The 16,202-nt window shown below is 72.7% G+C and carries 19 protein-coding genes; 2 read left to right on the top strand and 17 right to left on the bottom strand.

From position 1 onward, the window contains the following. Positions 1-84: 84 nt before the first annotated feature. From PD653B2_RS17295 to PD653B2_RS17215, 17 genes are all read right to left on the bottom strand, one after another. Positions 85-933: a flagellar hook-basal body complex protein gene (locus tag PD653B2_RS17295; protein WP_085873635.1), complete on the bottom strand. Its 849-nt coding sequence runs from the start codon at positions 931-933 to the stop codon at positions 85-87. Between the two features lie 13 nt (positions 934-946). Beyond that, a complete protein-coding gene (locus tag PD653B2_RS17290) occupies positions 947-1,417 on the bottom strand; it encodes a flagellar hook capping FlgD N-terminal domain-containing protein (protein ID WP_085873634.1) in 471 nt (156 codons plus the stop codon). A gap of 9 nt (positions 1,418-1,426) precedes the next feature. Further along, positions 1,427-2,551 (bottom strand): flagellar hook-length control protein FliK, encoded by a 1,125-nt coding sequence (locus tag PD653B2_RS17285; protein WP_133059084.1) that lies wholly within the window; start codon positions 2,549-2,551, stop codon positions 1,427-1,429. Then, entirely contained in the window at positions 2,548-3,489 is a 942-nt protein-coding gene (locus PD653B2_RS17280; RefSeq protein ID WP_165763520.1) for a transglycosylase SLT domain-containing protein, read from the bottom strand. Before PD653B2_RS17280 ends, PD653B2_RS17285 begins: the two co-directional genes overlap by 4 nt. Then, on the bottom strand, positions 3,486-3,932 hold the full coding sequence (locus PD653B2_RS17275; RefSeq protein WP_165763519.1) for a flagellar FliJ family protein: 447 nt from the start codon (positions 3,930-3,932) through the stop codon (positions 3,486-3,488). Before PD653B2_RS17275 ends, PD653B2_RS17280 begins: the two co-directional genes overlap by 4 nt. After that, positions 3,929-5,236, bottom strand: a complete 1,308-nt coding sequence (locus PD653B2_RS17270; RefSeq protein ID WP_085873631.1) for a FliI/YscN family ATPase — start codon at positions 5,234-5,236, stop codon at positions 3,929-3,931. Before PD653B2_RS17270 ends, PD653B2_RS17275 begins: the two co-directional genes overlap by 4 nt. After that, positions 5,233-5,910, bottom strand: a complete 678-nt coding sequence (locus tag PD653B2_RS17265) for a FliH/SctL family protein (protein ID WP_123061250.1) — start codon at positions 5,908-5,910, stop codon at positions 5,233-5,235. The genes PD653B2_RS17270 and PD653B2_RS17265 overlap by 4 nt, the downstream gene beginning before the upstream one ends. Then, the gene (gene fliG, locus PD653B2_RS17260; RefSeq protein WP_089504001.1) at positions 5,894-6,907 is read right to left on the bottom strand and encodes a flagellar motor switch protein FliG; all 1,014 of its coding nucleotides are present in this window, start codon (positions 6,905-6,907) and stop codon (positions 5,894-5,896) included. The genes PD653B2_RS17265 and fliG overlap by 17 nt, the downstream gene beginning before the upstream one ends. Then, on the bottom strand, positions 6,907-8,499 hold the full coding sequence (gene fliF / locus PD653B2_RS17255) for a flagellar basal-body MS-ring/collar protein FliF (RefSeq protein WP_085873628.1): 1,593 nt from the start codon (positions 8,497-8,499) through the stop codon (positions 6,907-6,909). The genes fliG and fliF overlap by 1 nt, the downstream gene beginning before the upstream one ends. Continuing rightward, positions 8,496-8,816, bottom strand: coding sequence for a flagellar hook-basal body complex protein FliE (gene fliE / locus PD653B2_RS17250; protein WP_085873627.1), 321 nt, complete (start codon positions 8,814-8,816; stop codon positions 8,496-8,498). The genes fliF and fliE overlap by 4 nt, the downstream gene beginning before the upstream one ends. Then, on the bottom strand, positions 8,816-9,208 hold the full coding sequence (locus tag PD653B2_RS17245; protein ID WP_085873626.1) for a flagellar basal body rod protein FlgC: 393 nt from the start codon (positions 9,206-9,208) through the stop codon (positions 8,816-8,818). The genes fliE and PD653B2_RS17245 overlap by 1 nt, the downstream gene beginning before the upstream one ends. Further along, positions 9,208-9,552: a flagellar basal body rod protein FlgB gene (locus PD653B2_RS25925; protein WP_278247510.1), complete on the bottom strand. Its 345-nt coding sequence runs from the start codon at positions 9,550-9,552 to the stop codon at positions 9,208-9,210. The genes PD653B2_RS17245 and PD653B2_RS25925 overlap by 1 nt, the downstream gene beginning before the upstream one ends. Positions 9,553-9,685: 133 nt before the next feature. After that, positions 9,686-10,033 (bottom strand): hypothetical protein, encoded by a 348-nt coding sequence (locus PD653B2_RS17235; protein ID WP_085873624.1) that lies wholly within the window; start codon positions 10,031-10,033, stop codon positions 9,686-9,688. Beyond that, a complete protein-coding gene (fliS, locus tag PD653B2_RS17230) occupies positions 10,030-10,410 on the bottom strand; it encodes a flagellar export chaperone FliS (RefSeq protein WP_085873623.1) in 381 nt (126 codons plus the stop codon). Before fliS ends, PD653B2_RS17235 begins: the two co-directional genes overlap by 4 nt. A 16-nt stretch (positions 10,411-10,426) precedes the next feature. After that, on the bottom strand, positions 10,427-11,776 hold the full coding sequence (fliD, locus tag PD653B2_RS17225; protein WP_085873622.1) for a flagellar filament capping protein FliD: 1,350 nt from the start codon (positions 11,774-11,776) through the stop codon (positions 10,427-10,429). A 125-nt stretch (positions 11,777-11,901) separates the two neighbouring features. Next, a complete protein-coding gene (locus PD653B2_RS25920) occupies positions 11,902-13,038 on the bottom strand; it encodes a flagellin (protein WP_085873621.1) in 1,137 nt (378 codons plus the stop codon). A gap of 164 nt (positions 13,039-13,202) precedes the next feature. Further along, on the bottom strand, positions 13,203-14,006 hold the full coding sequence (locus PD653B2_RS17215; protein ID WP_278247511.1) for a sigma-70 family RNA polymerase sigma factor: 804 nt from the start codon (positions 14,004-14,006) through the stop codon (positions 13,203-13,205). 284 nt (positions 14,007-14,290) lie between these two features. Between PD653B2_RS17215 and flgN the strand changes: the two genes are divergently transcribed. Together flgN and flgK are read left to right on the top strand one after the other, a co-directional pair. Then, positions 14,291-14,767, top strand: a complete 477-nt coding sequence (flgN, locus tag PD653B2_RS17210) for a flagellar export chaperone FlgN (protein ID WP_242665330.1) — start codon at positions 14,291-14,293, stop codon at positions 14,765-14,767. Between the two features lies 1 nt (position 14,768). Continuing rightward, positions 14,769-16,196 carry a flagellar hook-associated protein FlgK gene (flgK, locus tag PD653B2_RS17205; protein WP_085873619.1) on the top strand — a complete coding sequence of 476 codons (1,428 nt, stop codon included), beginning with the start codon at positions 14,769-14,771 and terminating at the stop codon, positions 16,194-16,196. Positions 16,197-16,202: the final 6 nt, after the last annotated feature.

Below are 16,202 nucleotides of genomic sequence, written 5' to 3'. Positions count from 1 at the left end.
TCCGGACCTGAGGAACGTCGCGCAGGCAACGGGCCCGGCACCTGTCCCCCGAGTGGGTCAGGTGCCGGGCCCGTGCCGGGCGGGTCAGCGCTTGATGTTGACCAGGTCCTCGAGCACCTGGTCGGACGTGGTGATCACCCGCGAGCTGGCCTGGAAGCCGCGCTGGGCGAGGATCAGGTTCGTGAACTCGGCGGCGAGGTCGACGTTCGACATCTCCAGCGAGCCCGGGTTGAGCTCGCCCAGGCGGCCCTCGCCGGACACGCCGAGGGTCGCCCCACCCGAGCTGGCGCTCGCGACGAAGCTGGTCTCGCCGGCCTTCGACAGGCCCATCGGGTTCGCGAAGTCGGCCATCGCGATCTGGCCGATCACCTGCCTGCTGTCGTCCTCGAACGTGCAGGTCACCTTGCCGTCGCGGCCGATCTCGTACGACGCGAGGTCCTGCGGGGGCGTCGCGCCGTTGTCGGTCGGCAGCTTGATGTCGCCGACGGCACCCGTGTGGGTCCCGGTGGCGTCGAAGGTGGTGTAGCCCTGCACCCGACCGCCGCCCGGGCTGACCAGCGTGCCCGTGTCGTCCCAGCCGAAGGCGCCGGCGCGGGTGTAGCTGGTCTGGCTGCCGTTCCTGACGACGAAGAAGCCGTCGCCCTGGACCATCAGGTCGGTGGGCCGGCCCGTCGTCTCGTTCGAGCCCTGGGTGAAGTTGGTGGTGGTCGCGGCCACCTGCACGCCGAGGCCGACCTGGACCGGGTTGGTGCCGCCACGGCCGCCGTTGTTGGCCGAGCCCGCGGTGAGCATCTGCGACAGGGTGTCCTGGAAGACGGTGTTGCTCGACTTGAAGCCGACGGTGTTCGCGTTGGCGATGTTGTTGCCGGTCACGTCGAGCATGGTCTGGTTGACGCGCAGGCCGCTGATGCCGGCGAAGAGGGAGCGAAGCATGGTGGTCTCCTGATCAGGGGGTGGTGGGTGCGGGAGTGGTGGGCGCGGGGGTGGGCGCGGGGGTGGGCGTCTTGGCGACCGCGTCGACGGACGTGACCTGGCCGAGCGTGACCTGGGCTCCGTCGACGACGAGCATCGGACCGCTCGCGTCGTAGGTCACGGACTGCACCAGCCCCGAGACGGAGGTCCCGTCCTCGGCGAGGTAGCTCACGTTCTTGCCCACCAGGCCGGCGGCGCCGAAGGTCACCTGGGCGGACAGCAGGGCGGCGGTCTGGTCGGCGACGTCCTGCATCTTCTCGAGCGCCGTGAACTGGGCGTTCTGGGCCAGGAACTCGCCGGAGTCGGCCGGGTTCATCGGGTCCTGGTAGCGCAGCTGCGCGACCATGAGGTCCAAGAACATCTCCTTGTCGGTGGTCGAGCCGGGGCTGGTCGCCGGCTGGTACATGCCGGCCGGGGTGACGGCCTCGGTTGCCGATACGGACACGGTGTCTCCTCACATGGTCACGTCGAGGCCCGTGCGGACCCCCGTGACCGTCTCGGTGCGCCGCGACGGGGCCGTCGGGGCCGGGGTGCCGTCCATGGCGGTGCTGCTTCCACGGGGGTCTTCCTGCGTGCCGGCCTCGCCACCCGAGGGTCCGGTGCCGCTGCCGGTGCTGGTGCCCGAGCCGCCGGCGAGGTCGGCCGAGAGGCCGGTGGCTGCGGTCGGCGGCTGGACGACCGGTGCCAGGGCCGTGGCCGGCACGGGCACGCCGGCGAGGTCGCGGACCGTGATCCGCGCGTCGCCCCGGCCGATCGCCTCGAGCAGGCGTTGCAGCTCGGGGGCGCCCTCGGCGAGCGCGCGCCGGGCCTCGGCGCCGCCCGCGAGGCTGACGTCGAGCCCGCCGCGACGGCTGGTCAGCACCACCCGCACCTCGCCGAGCGACTCGGGGTCGAGCCGCACCGTCACCCGGCGCGGCCCGTCCGGGTCGGCGACGACCCGGACGACCTCCGAGAAGACCTGCCGGCCGATCCGGTGGATGTCGGTCGGGGCCGTCGGGGCCGTCGGGGTGGACGCCACCGGCGCGGCCGCGCCGGCGGTCGGGACCGGGGTGGTCGACGACTCCGGGGCGGTGCCGGCGACGGGCTCCGGGGGCGCCGGGGGAGCAGGGGCGGAGGCGGCCGGGTCCGGGTCCGTGCCGGGGTCGCCGATGTCGGCCCGCACCGGAGCCGGGGTCGCCGTCCCGGCCGGGATCTCCGCAGCCAGGGGGAGGGGCGACCCGTCCGAGGGAGGAGCGGCCGGCTCGACGGCAGCCGGGACGACCGCGGTCGTCACCGCGACCTGGACCAGGGGAGGGACCATCGGCGCGACCACCAGCCCGGCCGCGGCGGCCTCGGTCGCGGTGTCGGCGGTGGCGGAATCAAGGGCGGCGTCAGGGGCGGAGTCGGTGGCGGTCGCGTCGGCCGGCACCTCGGGCATCGGCGGGGCGGTGGCCGCGGCCTGGCCGGACGTCTCGTCGAGCAGGCCCAGCACGAGGGCGAGGAACGCGTCGCCGGCGTCGCTCCCGGCCGGGGGCGCGGTCGTTGCGGTGCCCGGCGCCGCAGACGGGACCGGGCCGAGGATGGGCGTGGACATGGTCATGCGGCCTCCACCATGGACATGACGGAGCGGACGTAGTTCGTCGTCTCCGGGTAGGGGGGCACGCCGCCGTACCGCAGCACGGCACCCGGGCCGGCGTTGTAGGCGGCGAGCGCGAGCGGGGTGCTGCCGAAGCGGTCGAGCAGGCTGCTCAGCAGGCGGGCGGCGCCGTCGACCGCCTGGGCGGGGTCGAACGGGTCGCTGACGCCGAGGCCCCGGGCCGTCGCGGGCATCAGCTGCATCAGGCCCTGCGCACCGGCGGGGCTGGTCACGGTCGGGTCGAAGCCGGACTCCTGGCGGGCGACCGCGGCCAGCAGGGTCGGGCTGACGCCGTACTTCTGCGCGGCCGCCTCGAACAGCCCGGAGTACGGCGTGCCTGCGGCGACGCGTGCCGTCGGGGTCGCCCACGCCGGGGTGACCGCGCTGGTGGCGTCGGGGACGATCCGCCGGATCGCGGACGGGGTCTCGTAGACCGGGCCGACCCGCACCTCGAGACCCGGGCGGGGTGCCTCGATCATCTGGTTGTCGCCCAGGTAGATGCCGACGTGGTGGACCGGCGAGCCGAAGGCCAAGATGTCACCCGGCTGTGCCTGGGCGAGGCTCGCGACCGGCCGGCCGGCCGTCGCCTGCTCGTAGGAGACGCGGGGCAGGTCGTAGCCGAGGTCGGCGTAGGCACGCTGCACGAGACCGGAGCAGTCCAGGCCCGACGCCGGGTCGGTGCCGCCCCAGACGTAGGGGACGCCGAGGTACTTCTTCGCCGAGGCGACCACGGCCTCGCCTGCGGTGGTTGCGTCGGCGGCCGAGGTGGCGCCGGCGGCCGAGACCGCGCTCATCGAGGTGGCGAAGGCCGCGGAGGAGGCCGCGCTCCCCCCGGTGGGGGCGAGCAGGGCCAGCTGGGCCTGGATCTGACCGATGCGGGAGGTGACGTCCGCGATGCTCACGACGCCTCCTCGTCGGCCGCGGCGTGCTGGCGGCGCCAGAGCTCTCCGGCGATCTCGTCGAGCTCGCGGTTCTCCTGCCGGCGGCGCTCCTCGCGGACCGCCGCCGCACGGCGGGCCACGAGCGACTCGACGGCGGCGAGCCGGCTGCGGTCCTCGATCCAGCGGGTGCGTGCCTCGAGTGCGATCTGCCGGGCCACCTCCTGGCCGGTGCGGGCGTCGACCAGGGCCACGCCGAGCGTCTCGACCCGGTGCTGGAGGGCCCGGAACGTCGCGAGGTCGGTGGAGACCGGGGCCGGCAGGGCCAGGAGCCGGCGCTCGAGCTCGGCCACCGTCGCCGTCACGGCCCGCTCCTCGGCGAGGGCGGTGGCCAAGCCGATCCGGCTGTCCCGCTCACGCACGCCGCGCAGCCGGACCAGGCCGCCGAGGCTCCCGTGCCGGGTCACGGGGTCACCAGCTCGTGCAGCGCGGACCAGGTGTCGGCCGCGTCGGTGCTGTCGTCCATGTCCTGGCGCAGGAAGGCGTTGATCCGCGGCATCAGCGCGAGGGCCTGGTCGGCGTCCGGGTCGGTGCCGGCGACGTAGGCGCCGATCTCGACCAGCTCGCGGACCGAGCGGTGCGCCGCGAGCAGCCGGCGCAGGTGCTGGGCGTCCTGGCGTGCGGTCGGTTCGATGACCGCCGACGCGACGCGGGAGATCGACTCGAGCACGTCGATGCTCGGGAAGTGGCCTGACGTCGCGAGGTCGCGGGAGAGCACGACGTGACCGTCGAGGATCGACCGGACGGAGTCACCGATCGGGTCCTGCAGGTCGTCGCCCTCGACGAGGACGGTGTAGAGCCCGGTGATGCTGCCGGCCGGGGAGGTGCCCGCGCGCTCGAGCAGCCGGGGGAGCAGCGCGAAGACGCTCGGCGGGAAGCCGCGCGTGGCCGGAGGCTCGCCGGCGGAGAGGCCGATCTCGCGCTGGGCGAGGGCGACGCGGGTCAGGCTGTCCATCATCAGCACGACGTGCCGGCCGCTGTCGCGGAACCACTCGGCGATCCGGGTCGCCACGAAGGCGGCCCGGAGGCGGACCACAGGCGGCTCGTCGGAGGTGGCGACGACGACGATCGAGCGGCGCAGGCCCTCCTCCCCGAGGTCGTTCTCGAGGAACTCGCGGACCTCGCGGCCGCGCTCGCCGATCAGCGCGATCACCGAGATCTCCGCGTCGGTGCCGCGGGCGATCATCGACAGCAGGCTGGACTTGCCGACGCCCGAGCCCGCCATGATGCCGAGCCGCTGGCCGCGGCCGCAGGAGATGAGGCCGTCGAGGGCGCGCACGCCGAGGCTGAGCTGGCGGTCGATCCGTGGTCGGCTGAGCGCGGCCGGGACGACGTGGTCGACGACCACGGACTCGAGGTCGTCGAGCGACGGGCCGTCGTCGACGGCCCGGCCGAGGCCGTCGAGCACGCGACCCCGGAGCGCCTCGCCGACCGGGATCCGCAGGCCCTCGCCGAAGTCGTGGACGTGGTCGCCGGCGCGCAGCCCGGTGGTCTCGGCGAGCGGCAGACAGGTGAGCACGCCGCCGCCGCTGGCGACCACCTCGACCGGCACCGGACCCGCGGCGCCGTGCACCTCCAGGAGGTCGCCGAGGGCGGCGGTGATGCCGGAGACGGTGACGCGCAGGCCGAGCAGCCCGACGACGCGCCCCATCCGGACGGGCCGGACGGCGGCGCGGGCACGCTCGCGGTGGGCATCGGTCAGCACGCTCATTGCAGCACCTCCGCGAGCCGGGTGAGCGCGGTCGAGACGCGCAGGTCGATGGCCGCGGTGTCGGTCTCGACGACGGCGTCGGCGGGGGCGAGCGTGGGATCGACGACGACGCGTACGCCGCGCTCGTCGAGCAGCCGGGCGGCGTCCGTGCCTGCGGTGTCGGGGTGCAGGCGCACCAGCGTGGTCGGGCCCTCGGGCAGCACGGCCAGGACGCGGGAGACCACGCCGGCGCCGGGCTCCGCGGCGACGGCCAGCTCGTGGCCGACCAGGGAGCGGGTGAGCTCGAGGGCGAGCCCGGTGGCCTGCTCGGCCACCCGGGCGGACACCTCGGCGGTGGCCGCCTCGAGGGCCGCGGCCGCGCGCGCCAGCCCCGTGACGGCGGCGGCGTGCTCACGGGCCCGGCGCTGCTCCTGGAGCCGGACCTGGTCCTCGGCGCGGGCGGCGGTCTCGGCCGCGCGGGTGAGCGCCTCCTGCCGGCCCTCGGCCCAGCCGACGGCGTAGCCCTGGGCGCGCGCGGCGCGCTGGGTGCGCTCGGCGAGGCCGCCGAGGGCCGCCTCGGTGGCCTCGTCGCCGAGCACGGCGCTGCCGCCCAGCCGGGTCCAGAGGCCGGTGCGCAGGTCGGGGCGGTCGGCCGTGCGGTAGCCGGCCGGCCGCACCTCAGACGACGAGCTCATCGTCGTTCCCGCGGTGGATCAGGATCTGGCCCTGCTCCTCGAGCTGGCGGATCGTGCGGATCACCGCCTGCTGTGCCTCCTCGACCTGGGCGAGGCGGACGGCGCCCAGCAGCTCGACCTCCTCGAGCAGGGTCTCGGCGGCCCGGGCGGACATGTTCGTGGTGATCTTGTCGCGGACGGCGTCGCTGACTCCCTTGAGTGCGAGCGCGAGGTCCGTGGACTCGACCTGGCGCAGCACCAGCTGCACGGAGCGGTCCTCGATGGAGAGGATGTCCTCGAACATGAACATCCGGCTGCGGACCTCGTCGGCCAGCTCGGCGTCGAGCGCCTCGAGGCCCTCGACGATCTGGCGCTCGGTGATCCGGTCGGAGCGGTTGATGATGTTGACCAGGGGGTCGACGCCGCCGACCCGGGACATCTCGCTCGGCTGGAGCACGGACGACAGCTTCCGCTCGAGGCTGGCCTCGACGGCACGGATGATCTCGGGCGAGGTGCGGTCCATGACCGCGATCCGGTGCGCGACCTGGGCCTGGAGGTTCGACGGCAGGCTGGAGAGCACCAGCGACGCCTTGTCCGGGGTCATGTGGGCGAGCACCAGGGCGATCACCTGCGGGTGCTCGTCGGCGATGAAGGTCCGGACCTGTGCCGGGTCGGCCCGGTGCAAGAACTGGAACGGCATCTGGATCGCGGCGGCCTGCAGCCGCTCGATGATCTCGTGGGCCCGCTCGTGGCCGAGCGACTGCTCGAGCATGGTGCGGGCGAACGCGAGCCCTCCTTGGGCGATGTTGGCCCGCGCGGTCGCCATCTCGGTGAACTCGGCGAGCACCGCGCTGCTCTCGGTGCCGTCGACGTACTCGAGCCGGGCGATCTCGGCCGAGATCGCCTCGACCTCGGCGTCGGAGAGGTGGTTGAGGACGGCGGCGGCGTTGTCGCGGCCCAGCTGGATGAGCACGATGGCCGCCTTGCGGATCCCCATCGTGGCGAGGTTCATCGTCATCACGAACGCTCCACCAACCAGCCGCGGAGCAGCGCGGCGACGTCGTCGGGCTGCCTCTCGGCGAGGTTGGCGAGGTCGCGGCGCAGCCCGTCGGCGGCCACCTGGTCGGCACCCTCGAGCGCGGTGAGGGCCGGGGAGGTCTCGAGGGCCGCGGCCGCGGCCGCCCGCTCGAGGGCGTCGTTGCGCAGCTGCTCGACGAGGTACGTCGTGGTCTCCTCGCGGAGCCGGCCGCGACGGCGTGAGCGCAGCCAGGCCAGCAGCAGCATCGCCAGCACGGCGACCGCGATGCCGATGTTGCGGACCAGCTGCCACATCTGCTCGGTCTTCGCGGCCTTGGCCGCAGCGGCCAGCTCGGCGGCGGCCGCCTGGTCGGCGGTCCGGTCGAAGGGCATCGTCGTCACCTCGACGGTGTCACCCCGCTGGGGGTCGATGCCGACTGCGGAGGCGATCAGGCTCTGCACGTCGGCGGTGTTGATGTTCTGGGCCGCGGCGCTGTCGAGGACGACGCCGACGTGCAGCGAGTTGACCGCGCCCGGCGCCGTCTCCCGGTGCTCGACGGTGGTCTCGACGGCGTTGTCGGAGGTCTCCGACTCCTTGGTGTAGCGGGAGCTGCCGGAGCCCCCGCCGGTGAGGGAGTCCATCTGGCCGTCCGGGCCGACGACGCCGCTGGCTCCGCCGCTGCCCGCCGGGCCGTCGTACTTCTCGGTGCTGATGCTCGACGAGAGCGGCGGCACCTTCGTGTTCTTGCCGTACGTCGTGGACTCCGAGACCGACTTGTCGAAGTCGAGGTCGGCCGTCACCTGGACGGTCGAGTTGCCGGGGCCGAGGACCCGGTCGAGCATGCTCTGGATCTGCTGGCTCTTCTGCTGCTGGAACTCGGTGACCTGCTGGTCGCGGGCGCTGGCGCCGAGGCCACCGGTCTCCCCGCTCGACAAGACCTTGCCGGACGAGTCGGCGACCGTGACGTCGTCGGGGTTGAGGCCGTCGACGCTGGCGGCGACGAGGTGCACGATCGCCTGGACCTGCTCGGCGTCGAACGTCGTGCCGGCGGAGGTGTCGATCAGCACCGAGGCGGTCGGCGGGTCCTGCTCGTCGGCGAAGACCTTCGTCGGCGGCAGCGCCAGGTGGACGACGGCGGTGTTGACACCGTCGACGGCCTCGATGGTCTTCGCGAGCTCGCCCTCCATTGCGCGCTTGAAGTCGGTCTGCTCCTGGAACTCCGAGGTGGAGATGTCCTGGTTGTCGAGCAGCGAGTAGCCCTCGTCGGCGCCCTGCTGGGGCAGGCCCTGGCCGCTGAGCGCGATCCGGGTCGAGTAGACCTCGTCGCGCGGGACCATGATCGTGCTGCCACCGTTGGCGAGCTGGTACGGCGTCCCCTGGGAGTCGAGCTCGTCGACGATCGCCGAGGCGTCCTCGGAGGCCAGGTTGCTGTAGAGCGGGGCGTAGTTCGGCGTCGAGACCCACCGGAACACCATGAAGGCGGCGAGCACGAGGGCCGCCGTGCCGATCACGGCGACGACGCGCTGCCCGGGCGTGAAGGACAGGAAGGTGGTCCGCAGCCTGGTCAGCGTGCGGGTCAGGTTCTGCTTCATCCGATCGGCATCCGCATGATCTCGTTGAACGCCTCGAGGGCCCGGTTGCGCACGGCGACGGTCAGCTGCGCGGTGACCGACGCCTCGGTGGCAGCGATCGTGTAGTCGTGGATGTTGTCGAGGTTGCCGGTGGCCGCCTGCACGGCGAGCCGGTCGGACTCGTCCTGCACGGACTCGAGCCGGTCGAGACCGTCGAGCACCAGGTCGCCGAAGGCGGCACCGGCCGTCGAGCTGCCGGCGACGCTCGGGGCGCCGGTCGGCAGCTGCGGCGCGACGTACGGCGTGAAGCCCGCGGCCTCGATCCCGCTGACGCTCATCAGGCACGACCGATCTGCAGGGCGCTCTGGTAGCTCTCCTGGGCTTCCTTGGTGACCTGGACGGAGGCCTGGAAGCCGCGCTGGGCCATGATCAGCTGGGTCATCTGGCTGGACAGGTCCATGTCGGGGGCCCGGACGTAGCCGTCCGCGTCGGCGAGCGGGTTGCCCGGGTCGGACACGAGTCGGCCGGCCGGGTCGCTCTGCGCGATGCCCGCGACCTCCACGCCCCCGCCGGGGGCGGAGCGGATGATCAGCATCTGGGCCTGGAAGGCGTTCTGGCTGGTCGGCGTGACGGTGTTGACGTTGGAGATGTTCGACGCGAGCGTGTCGAGCCACGTCTGGTGCACGCCGAGCGCGGAGCCGGCGATGCTGAGCAGGTCGAAGGCGCCCATCAGGAGCCCGCCACGGTCTTGATGAGGTCGAAGCGGTCGCTCGTCGCCCGCGTGATCATCTGGTACTGGAACTGGGACTGCACGGCCGCCAGCGTCTCCTTGCGGAGGTCGACGTTGTTGCCGTTGGCGCCGACGGGGGTGTCGGTGGCCACCAGCTCCGGGGCGCCGACGACGCTCGGGTCGCCGGACGCGATCGCGGCCCGCAGGCTGCTCTCGAAGTCGACGCTGCTCGCCCGGTAGCCGGGGGTGTCGACGTTCGCGATGTTGTCCGCGATCACCCGCTGTCGCAGGGCGATCCCGTCCAGGGCCGAGCTCAAGATGGCGCCGACAGGGTCTGGGTGCACGAACGACACGCCTGGCCTCCGAGTAAGACGAGGTGGGGTGCCGTTCCGTCGGCGGGGGGCGAGCCGTCCATGTGCTCGCAGTGTCCTTCGGCGACGAGCCGGTCGACCTGAGGGAAACGCGGACGACTTCGGGTCAGGCCTCGAGGTCGACGTACACCGCGTGGTCGAGTCGTCGTCCGGTCGCCCGGTCGACCCGGTCCGCGAACCGGTGCTGGCGCCGGGTCGCGCTCAGCGCGGCGACCAGCTCGGCCTCCACCGCCCGCTGTCGGCCGCGGATCGCGTTCGCGCGCTCGGCGAGGCCGGCCGGGATCGGACCCTCGAACTGGGGCTCGTCCCACGGCTCGTGGTCGGGCACTGGCTCGCCGGTGGGATCGGCCAGGAGCCGCTCGGCGAGATCGACCTCGAGCTCGAGCCGGTCCAGCGCGTTCTCCCAGTGCAGGTGCCGCCGGGCGGCGACGTCGTGCCCCGTCGGGGCACTCATGCCGACGCGGCCAGGAGCGACCCCGCGGCGTCGCGCCAGGTGTCGCGCAGGTTGCTGACGACGTGGAGGCAGAAGTCGGTGATGGTCGGGTCCTTGGCGAGGTTGGCCTTCACCAGCTCGCTGTGCAGGTAGTCGTACAGCGACGCGAGGTTCGCGGCGCCCTCCCACGCGTCGACCTTGAGGCTGGCGTTCAGCTCGAGCACGATCTCCTGTGCGTGCAGCAGCGGCTCGTGGGCAGCGCTCGGCCGGCCGTCGCGGAGGGCGTCGGACGCACGCTGCAGGTCGAGCGTGAGCCGGTCGTACAGCATCACGAGGAGCTGAGAGGGCGTCGCGGTCGAGACCGTGGCGGCCAGGTAGGTGTCGCGGGGGTTCATCATCGGTTTCCTTCCGTGGTCACGATGAGTACGAGGGCAACGAGGCGATCTGGCTCGCCAGCCAGGTCCCCTGGCTCTGCAGGCTCGAGAGCGCGGTCTCGAGCGACGTGTAGGTCCGTTGCAGCGAGGTGCGCCGCAGCTCCAGCCGGCCGTCCCAGTCCTCGATGCTCTTGGTCAGCCGATCGATCGTGGAGGTGCGCCCGGTGATCGCCGACGCGATCGTGCCGGTCGTGGGGTCGCTGGCGCCGGTGGCGACGGCGGCCAGCCGGGCCGCCCAGCCGTGCTCGGCGGGGGTGGCGCCGGATGTGAACTTCGCGGCCACGCCGGCGGGGTCCGCGGCGTAGGCGGTCGCGAACTTCTCGGCGTCGAAGACGAGCTTGCCGTAGCGGTCGGTCTGGATCCCGAGCGACGCCATCGACGTCGGGGTGGTCGACCCGAAGACCGTGTTGAGCAGCTCACTGCGCAGGCTTCGCGCGGTCGAGTCGCCGGCCAGCACCCCGGCGGCGGCGGTCGCGGTCTTCGCGGCGGTCTGGGTGTCGATCGAGCTCAGCAGCGAGTTCAGCTGGTCGACGAGCGCGCCGACCGAGGCCTTGACCGCGGACGGGTCCTGGGCGACCTTGACGGTCGCGGTGGAGCCCACCGTGGCGCCCGTGGCGAGCGTCACCGAGACCCCCGGGACGAGGTCGGTGAACGTGTTGGTCGAGGAGGTCGCGGTGATCCCGAGCCCCAGGCTGACCTGCGCGTCGGATCCGGGTCGCACCGCGGTGCCGCCGAGCAGGTCGGTGCCGTCCGCGCGCGTCAGCGTGAACGACGAGTCCGCGCCGGTGGCGGCCGACTCGGTGAGGAGGCGGTAGCTCCCGTCGGCCACCTTGACCGCGATCGCGGTGACGCCGGTGTCCGCGGTGGACGCGTTGATGGCGCTGACCACCTCCGCGAGGGTGCCCCCGCCGGTGCTGATGGTGTGCACGGTGCCGTCGTGCGAGGTGAGCTTCACCCCGGAGCCGGTGGTGACGACGTCGGTGAGGGCCGCCGGGTCGGTGAAGGCCACCTGGTGGGTGGCGGCCACCTTGTCGACGGTGACCGAGAAGCTGGTGGCGGACGCGGTGGAGCCGACGGCGACGGTCACGCCGGAGCCCGTCACGGTCCCCTTGAGGGTCTGCCACGTGCTGGCCTTGGCCAGGGTGGTGGCCTTGCCGGCGAGCAGGGCGCTGTCGGTGTTCAGCGCCCGCAGCGCGGTGAGCACCGACTTCTCGGCGTCCTGCTGGGTCCGGAGGCGATCTTGGGGGACGGCCTCCAGCCGCATGAGCTGGTCGATGATCGACGCGGTGTCGAGACCGCTGACGAGACCGCTGACGCTGCTGGTGGCCACGGGATCCTCCGGTCGGTTCACGGACCGGGGCCGAACGACCCCGGAGGCCCCGGGAGAGTGGTCGGGCACTCTCCCGGGGACGGGTTTCGTCGGTGGGTCAGCCTCCGGCCGACCCACCGGCGAGGTCAGCGCAGGAGCGAGAGAACGCCCTGCGGGGCCTGGTTCGCCTGGGCGAGCATGGCGGTGCCGGCCTGCGACAGGATCTGAGAGCGGGTGAAGCTCATCATCTCCGACGCCATGTCGGTGTCCCGGATGCGGCTCTCGGAGGCCGAGAGGTTCTCCTGGGTCACGTTCAGGTTGTTGATGGTGTGCTCGAACCGGTTCTGCATCGCACCGAGGTTCGCTCGGGCGGTGGAGACCGACTTGATGGCGGTGTCCAGCTTGTCGGTCGACGCCTTGGCGTTGGTCGCGGTGTCGAGCAGCAGGCCGCTGACGCCGAGGTTGCCGGCCGAGAAGCCGCTGCTGCCGGCGGCCTGGGCGGTGGCGGTGTTGGCGCCGCCCAGACCCGTGCCGGTGATCGCGATGGAGCCCGCCACGGCGGCGTCCTTGGCCGCGATGACCAGGCCGCCCTTGTCGTCCACGGAGGCCGTGAACTTGTCGTTGAACGCCGAGTCGTTGTTGAGCTGACCGGCGATGTTGTTGGCGTCCGTGCTGGCCACCAGGGTGCCCGTCGTCGCGGTGACCGCGCCGATGGTGAACGTCGCGGTGGCGGCCGTGGTCGACGCCGCGCCGTTGGCGAAGGTGTTGTACGCCGCCGCAGAGCCGGTCTGGGTGATGCTCACCGCGATGGAGTCGGTGGGGCCCGTGCTGTAGCCGACCTGGAAGTTCTTGTTGGTGTAGTTGCCGTCGAGCAGCTTGACGTTGTTGAACGTCGTCGAGCTCGCGATCCGGTCCAGCTCGGACGCCAGGGCGTCGTTCTCGGACTTGATCGCGTTGCGCGAGTTGGTGTCGTTGCTGTCGTTCGACGCCTGGACGGACAGGTCGCGCATGCGCTGCAGGATCGAGTGCGTCTCCGTGAGCGCGCCTTCAGCGGTCTGCACGACCGACACGCCGTCCTGGGCGTTGCGGACCGCGACCTTGATGCCGCCGACCTGCGAGCGCAGGCCCTCGGAGATCGCGAGACCGGCAGCGTCGTCGGCGGCGCGGTTGATGCGGTAGCCGCTGGAGAGCTTCTCGAGCGACTTGCTCATCTGGCCCTGGGTGACCGACAGGTTGCGGTACGAGTTCAGGGCGTCGATGTTCTGGTTGATGCGGAGACTCATGGTGATTCCCTCCTGGATTCGAGTCAGGTCTGGAACCCGTCCGTGGGTTCCGTCACCGGCATCGATCGGCGCGGAGTGGACCGGCCTGAGCGGTCTGCGCAGAAAACTTGGGGGAATTGCTGCGCAGACCGCTCCGGCGGGCTGAGTCGTTCAGGCCCGCTGGGTCAGGCGGAGGCGTTGACCTCGGTGTCGGGAGCGCCGTACCGGCGCACGCCGGCAGCGTGGCGGGCGGCCACCGCCGCGAAGTAGGCCTCGCGGCGCTTCGAGGCGCACCCGTTCGGCCGGGCGGGCGCGGAGACCAGGTCGGGATCGAGCTCGTGGTTGAGCGCATCACGCAGGAGCACGAGCGCTTCGGCGCGCAGCTGGGAGATCCGCGACTCGCTGACGCCGAGGGTGGCGGCGATCTCAGCCATCGGCCGTTCGGCCAGGAAGTACTGCTCGACGACCAGACGCAGTCGTTCGGGCAGCTCGGCCACCGCCTCGGTCAGGTACGTGAGGCGCTCGCGGTGCTCGAGCGCGGCCTGGGGATCGGGCGTGGAGCTGACGAGCGTCTGCTCGATCCCGTCGTCCTCGGACGCATGCAGCGAGAGCACCTGGGCGCGTGCCACGTCCTCGTCGTTGGCGGCGACCTCGTCGAGGCTGAGGCCCACGGCCTGGGCGATCTCCGCCGCGCTGGCCGGGCGGCCGAGCAGGGTGGCGAGCCGGGCGCGGGTGGCGTCCAGCTCCCGTGCGCGGCGACGCACCGAGCGCGAGGCCCAGTCGATGCTGCGCAGCTCGTCGACGATGGCGCCGCGGATCCTGGTTGCTGCGTAACGGTTGAACGGCACTCCCCGAGAAGGTTCGTACGCGTGAGCGGATTGGACGAGGGCTGTCAGTCCGGCGGAGCTGAGGTCGTCGCGGTCCACGTGGGACGGCACTCGGGACATGGTTTCGCGGACAATGTGCCCAACCAGTGCCATGTGCTTCACGATCAACGCCTCGGAGCCCGGCGGGACGTCGTTGTGCAGGGTCACGAGAGCAGAGTGTGCACGGGCGGTGGGTAGTTGTCCGGTAAATCAGAAAAATATGCAAGCACCCTTGCGGTTTATGCATGTGGCGCTCGACACACGCGCTCGACACGGGCGCTCGAGACGGCGATCCCGAACTCCTCAGCAAGCGTGAACGCCGTCCGATTGGCAAGGGCGGACCCCCACTGAGAGCGGGTCTAGACCGGTTCGACACCGGGCGTCGACCGTGAGGGGAGCAACGCATCGTGGAGAAGCTGACGTGGGTCCTGTGGCGGGAGCGGGAGCTCCTGGAGGGCCTGCTCCACCGACTCGAGATGGAGGAGCTGGTCATGTCCAGCGGACGCGCGCGGTGGCTGCCCGCTGCGTCGCGTGACGTCGAGGAGGCGGCCCGCCAGATCCGCGAGATCGAGCTGCTCCGCGCCGTCGCCGCCGACGAGGCCGCGGCCGCCGTGGGCCTGGATCCCAATCCCAGCCTGAGTGCCCTCGTGGCCGCCGCCGACGAGCCCTGGAGCACGATCCTCGCCGAGCACCGCGAGACCATCACGGCCCTGAGTGAGGAGATCGTCCGCGCCGCTGCGACGACCCGGAGCCTGATCGCCGCCGGTCTGCGAGCCGCCCACGAGACCCTGCTCGACCTCGGCACCCCGGCGACGACGTACTCGGCCGCCGGCGCGGTGACCGTCGGCGCCACCCGCACGGCCGGCCTCGATCGGAGCCTGTGACATGAGCGGCTCCTTCGGCTCCATCAACACCGCACTGACGGCGCTGCGCTACCAGCAGGCCGCCCTGGACGTCGCGAGCACCAATGTCGCGAACGTCGGCACCGACGGCTACGTCCGGCGGCGGGTGGTCGGCGAGACGCTCGGCTCCGGGACGACGCCGGTGCTCTGGTCGCGGCCCGACGGCCTCGGCAGCAACGGGGTGCAGGCCGGCCGGCTGGACCGGATGACCGACGCGCTGCTCGACAGCCGGGTCCGACGTGAGCACGGCCGCCAGTCCTTCCTCGATGCGCGGGCGGCTGCTCTGGCGCGGGTGGAGACCGGCCTTGCCGAGCCCGGCGACTCCGGCGTCGCGGCCGCGCTCACCGACTTCCGCAAGTCGTTCCACGACCTCGGCAACGCGCCCGGAAGCGCCGCGGCGCGCAGCCAGGTCGTGTCCGCCGCCGAGACCGTGGTGGACGCCGTCAAGCTCCAGGCCCACCATCTCGCCGATGAGGCGTCCGACCAGCGGTCCCACGCCCTGTCGGCCGTCGACGAGGTCAACTCCCTCTCGACGCAGCTCGCGGCCGCGAACCGCACCATCGCGACCGCCCGGGCCGGCGGCAGTGACACCAGCAACCTGATGGACCAGCGCGACGCCCTCGCCCTGCGGCTCTCCGAGATGACCGGCGCGACCGCCACCGAGAACGCGCAGGGCGGCATGGACGTCGTCCTCGCCGCCGAGAATCCGCCGGTTGCGCTCGTCACCGGGTCGAAGGCCGCCGCCTTGACCATCACCGGCGGCATCGCCGCGGGCGGGAGTGCCACCTCCGGCACCGTCGCGTTCACCCTCGACCCGGACACCACCGGCGGGACCACCGCGCTGGCGGCGTCGCTCGGCGGCGACCTCGGAGCGACCGCCCGACTCCTCGACGTGGACCTCCCGGCCTACATCGCCGGGCTCGCCGACGTGGTCGACAGCCTCGTGTCCCGGGTCAACACCGCGCACCAGGCCGGGTACGACGCGGCCGGCACCCCGGGCGGCGCCTTCTTCGACCTCGACACGACCGCCGGTCTCGACCCGCTGGCGAAGCTCGACAGCTTCGGCGTCGCCGTCACGGCGGCGCAGGTGGCGGTCTCCTCGGTCGCCGACGCGAGCAGGGACGGGGGCAACGCCGGCCCGCTCGCGGACGCCACCAACGTCGACGACCGCTACCAGCGGCTGGTCAACGGCTTCGGCAGCACCGTGGCCGGGGCCCAGGGCCTCGTCGACAACCAGGCCGCCCTCACCGCGCAGGTCGACTCGGCGCGCGAGCAGCTGGCCGGCGTCTCGCTCGACGAGGAGACCGTGAGCATGCTCGCCGCGCAGCGCGCCTACGAGGCGGCCGCCCGGGTGATGACCACCGTCGACTCGGTGCTCGACACGCTCATCAACAGGACCGGAGTGCGCTGATGGGTA

Origin of the sequence: Nocardioides sp. PD653-B2 (assembly GCF_002117935.1) — a bacterium.
Lineage (GTDB): Bacteria > Actinomycetota > Actinomycetes > Propionibacteriales > Nocardioidaceae > Nocardioides.
The sequence above is the reverse complement of the archived record's forward strand: the minus strand, read 5'-3'. Positions and strand labels throughout refer to the sequence as shown.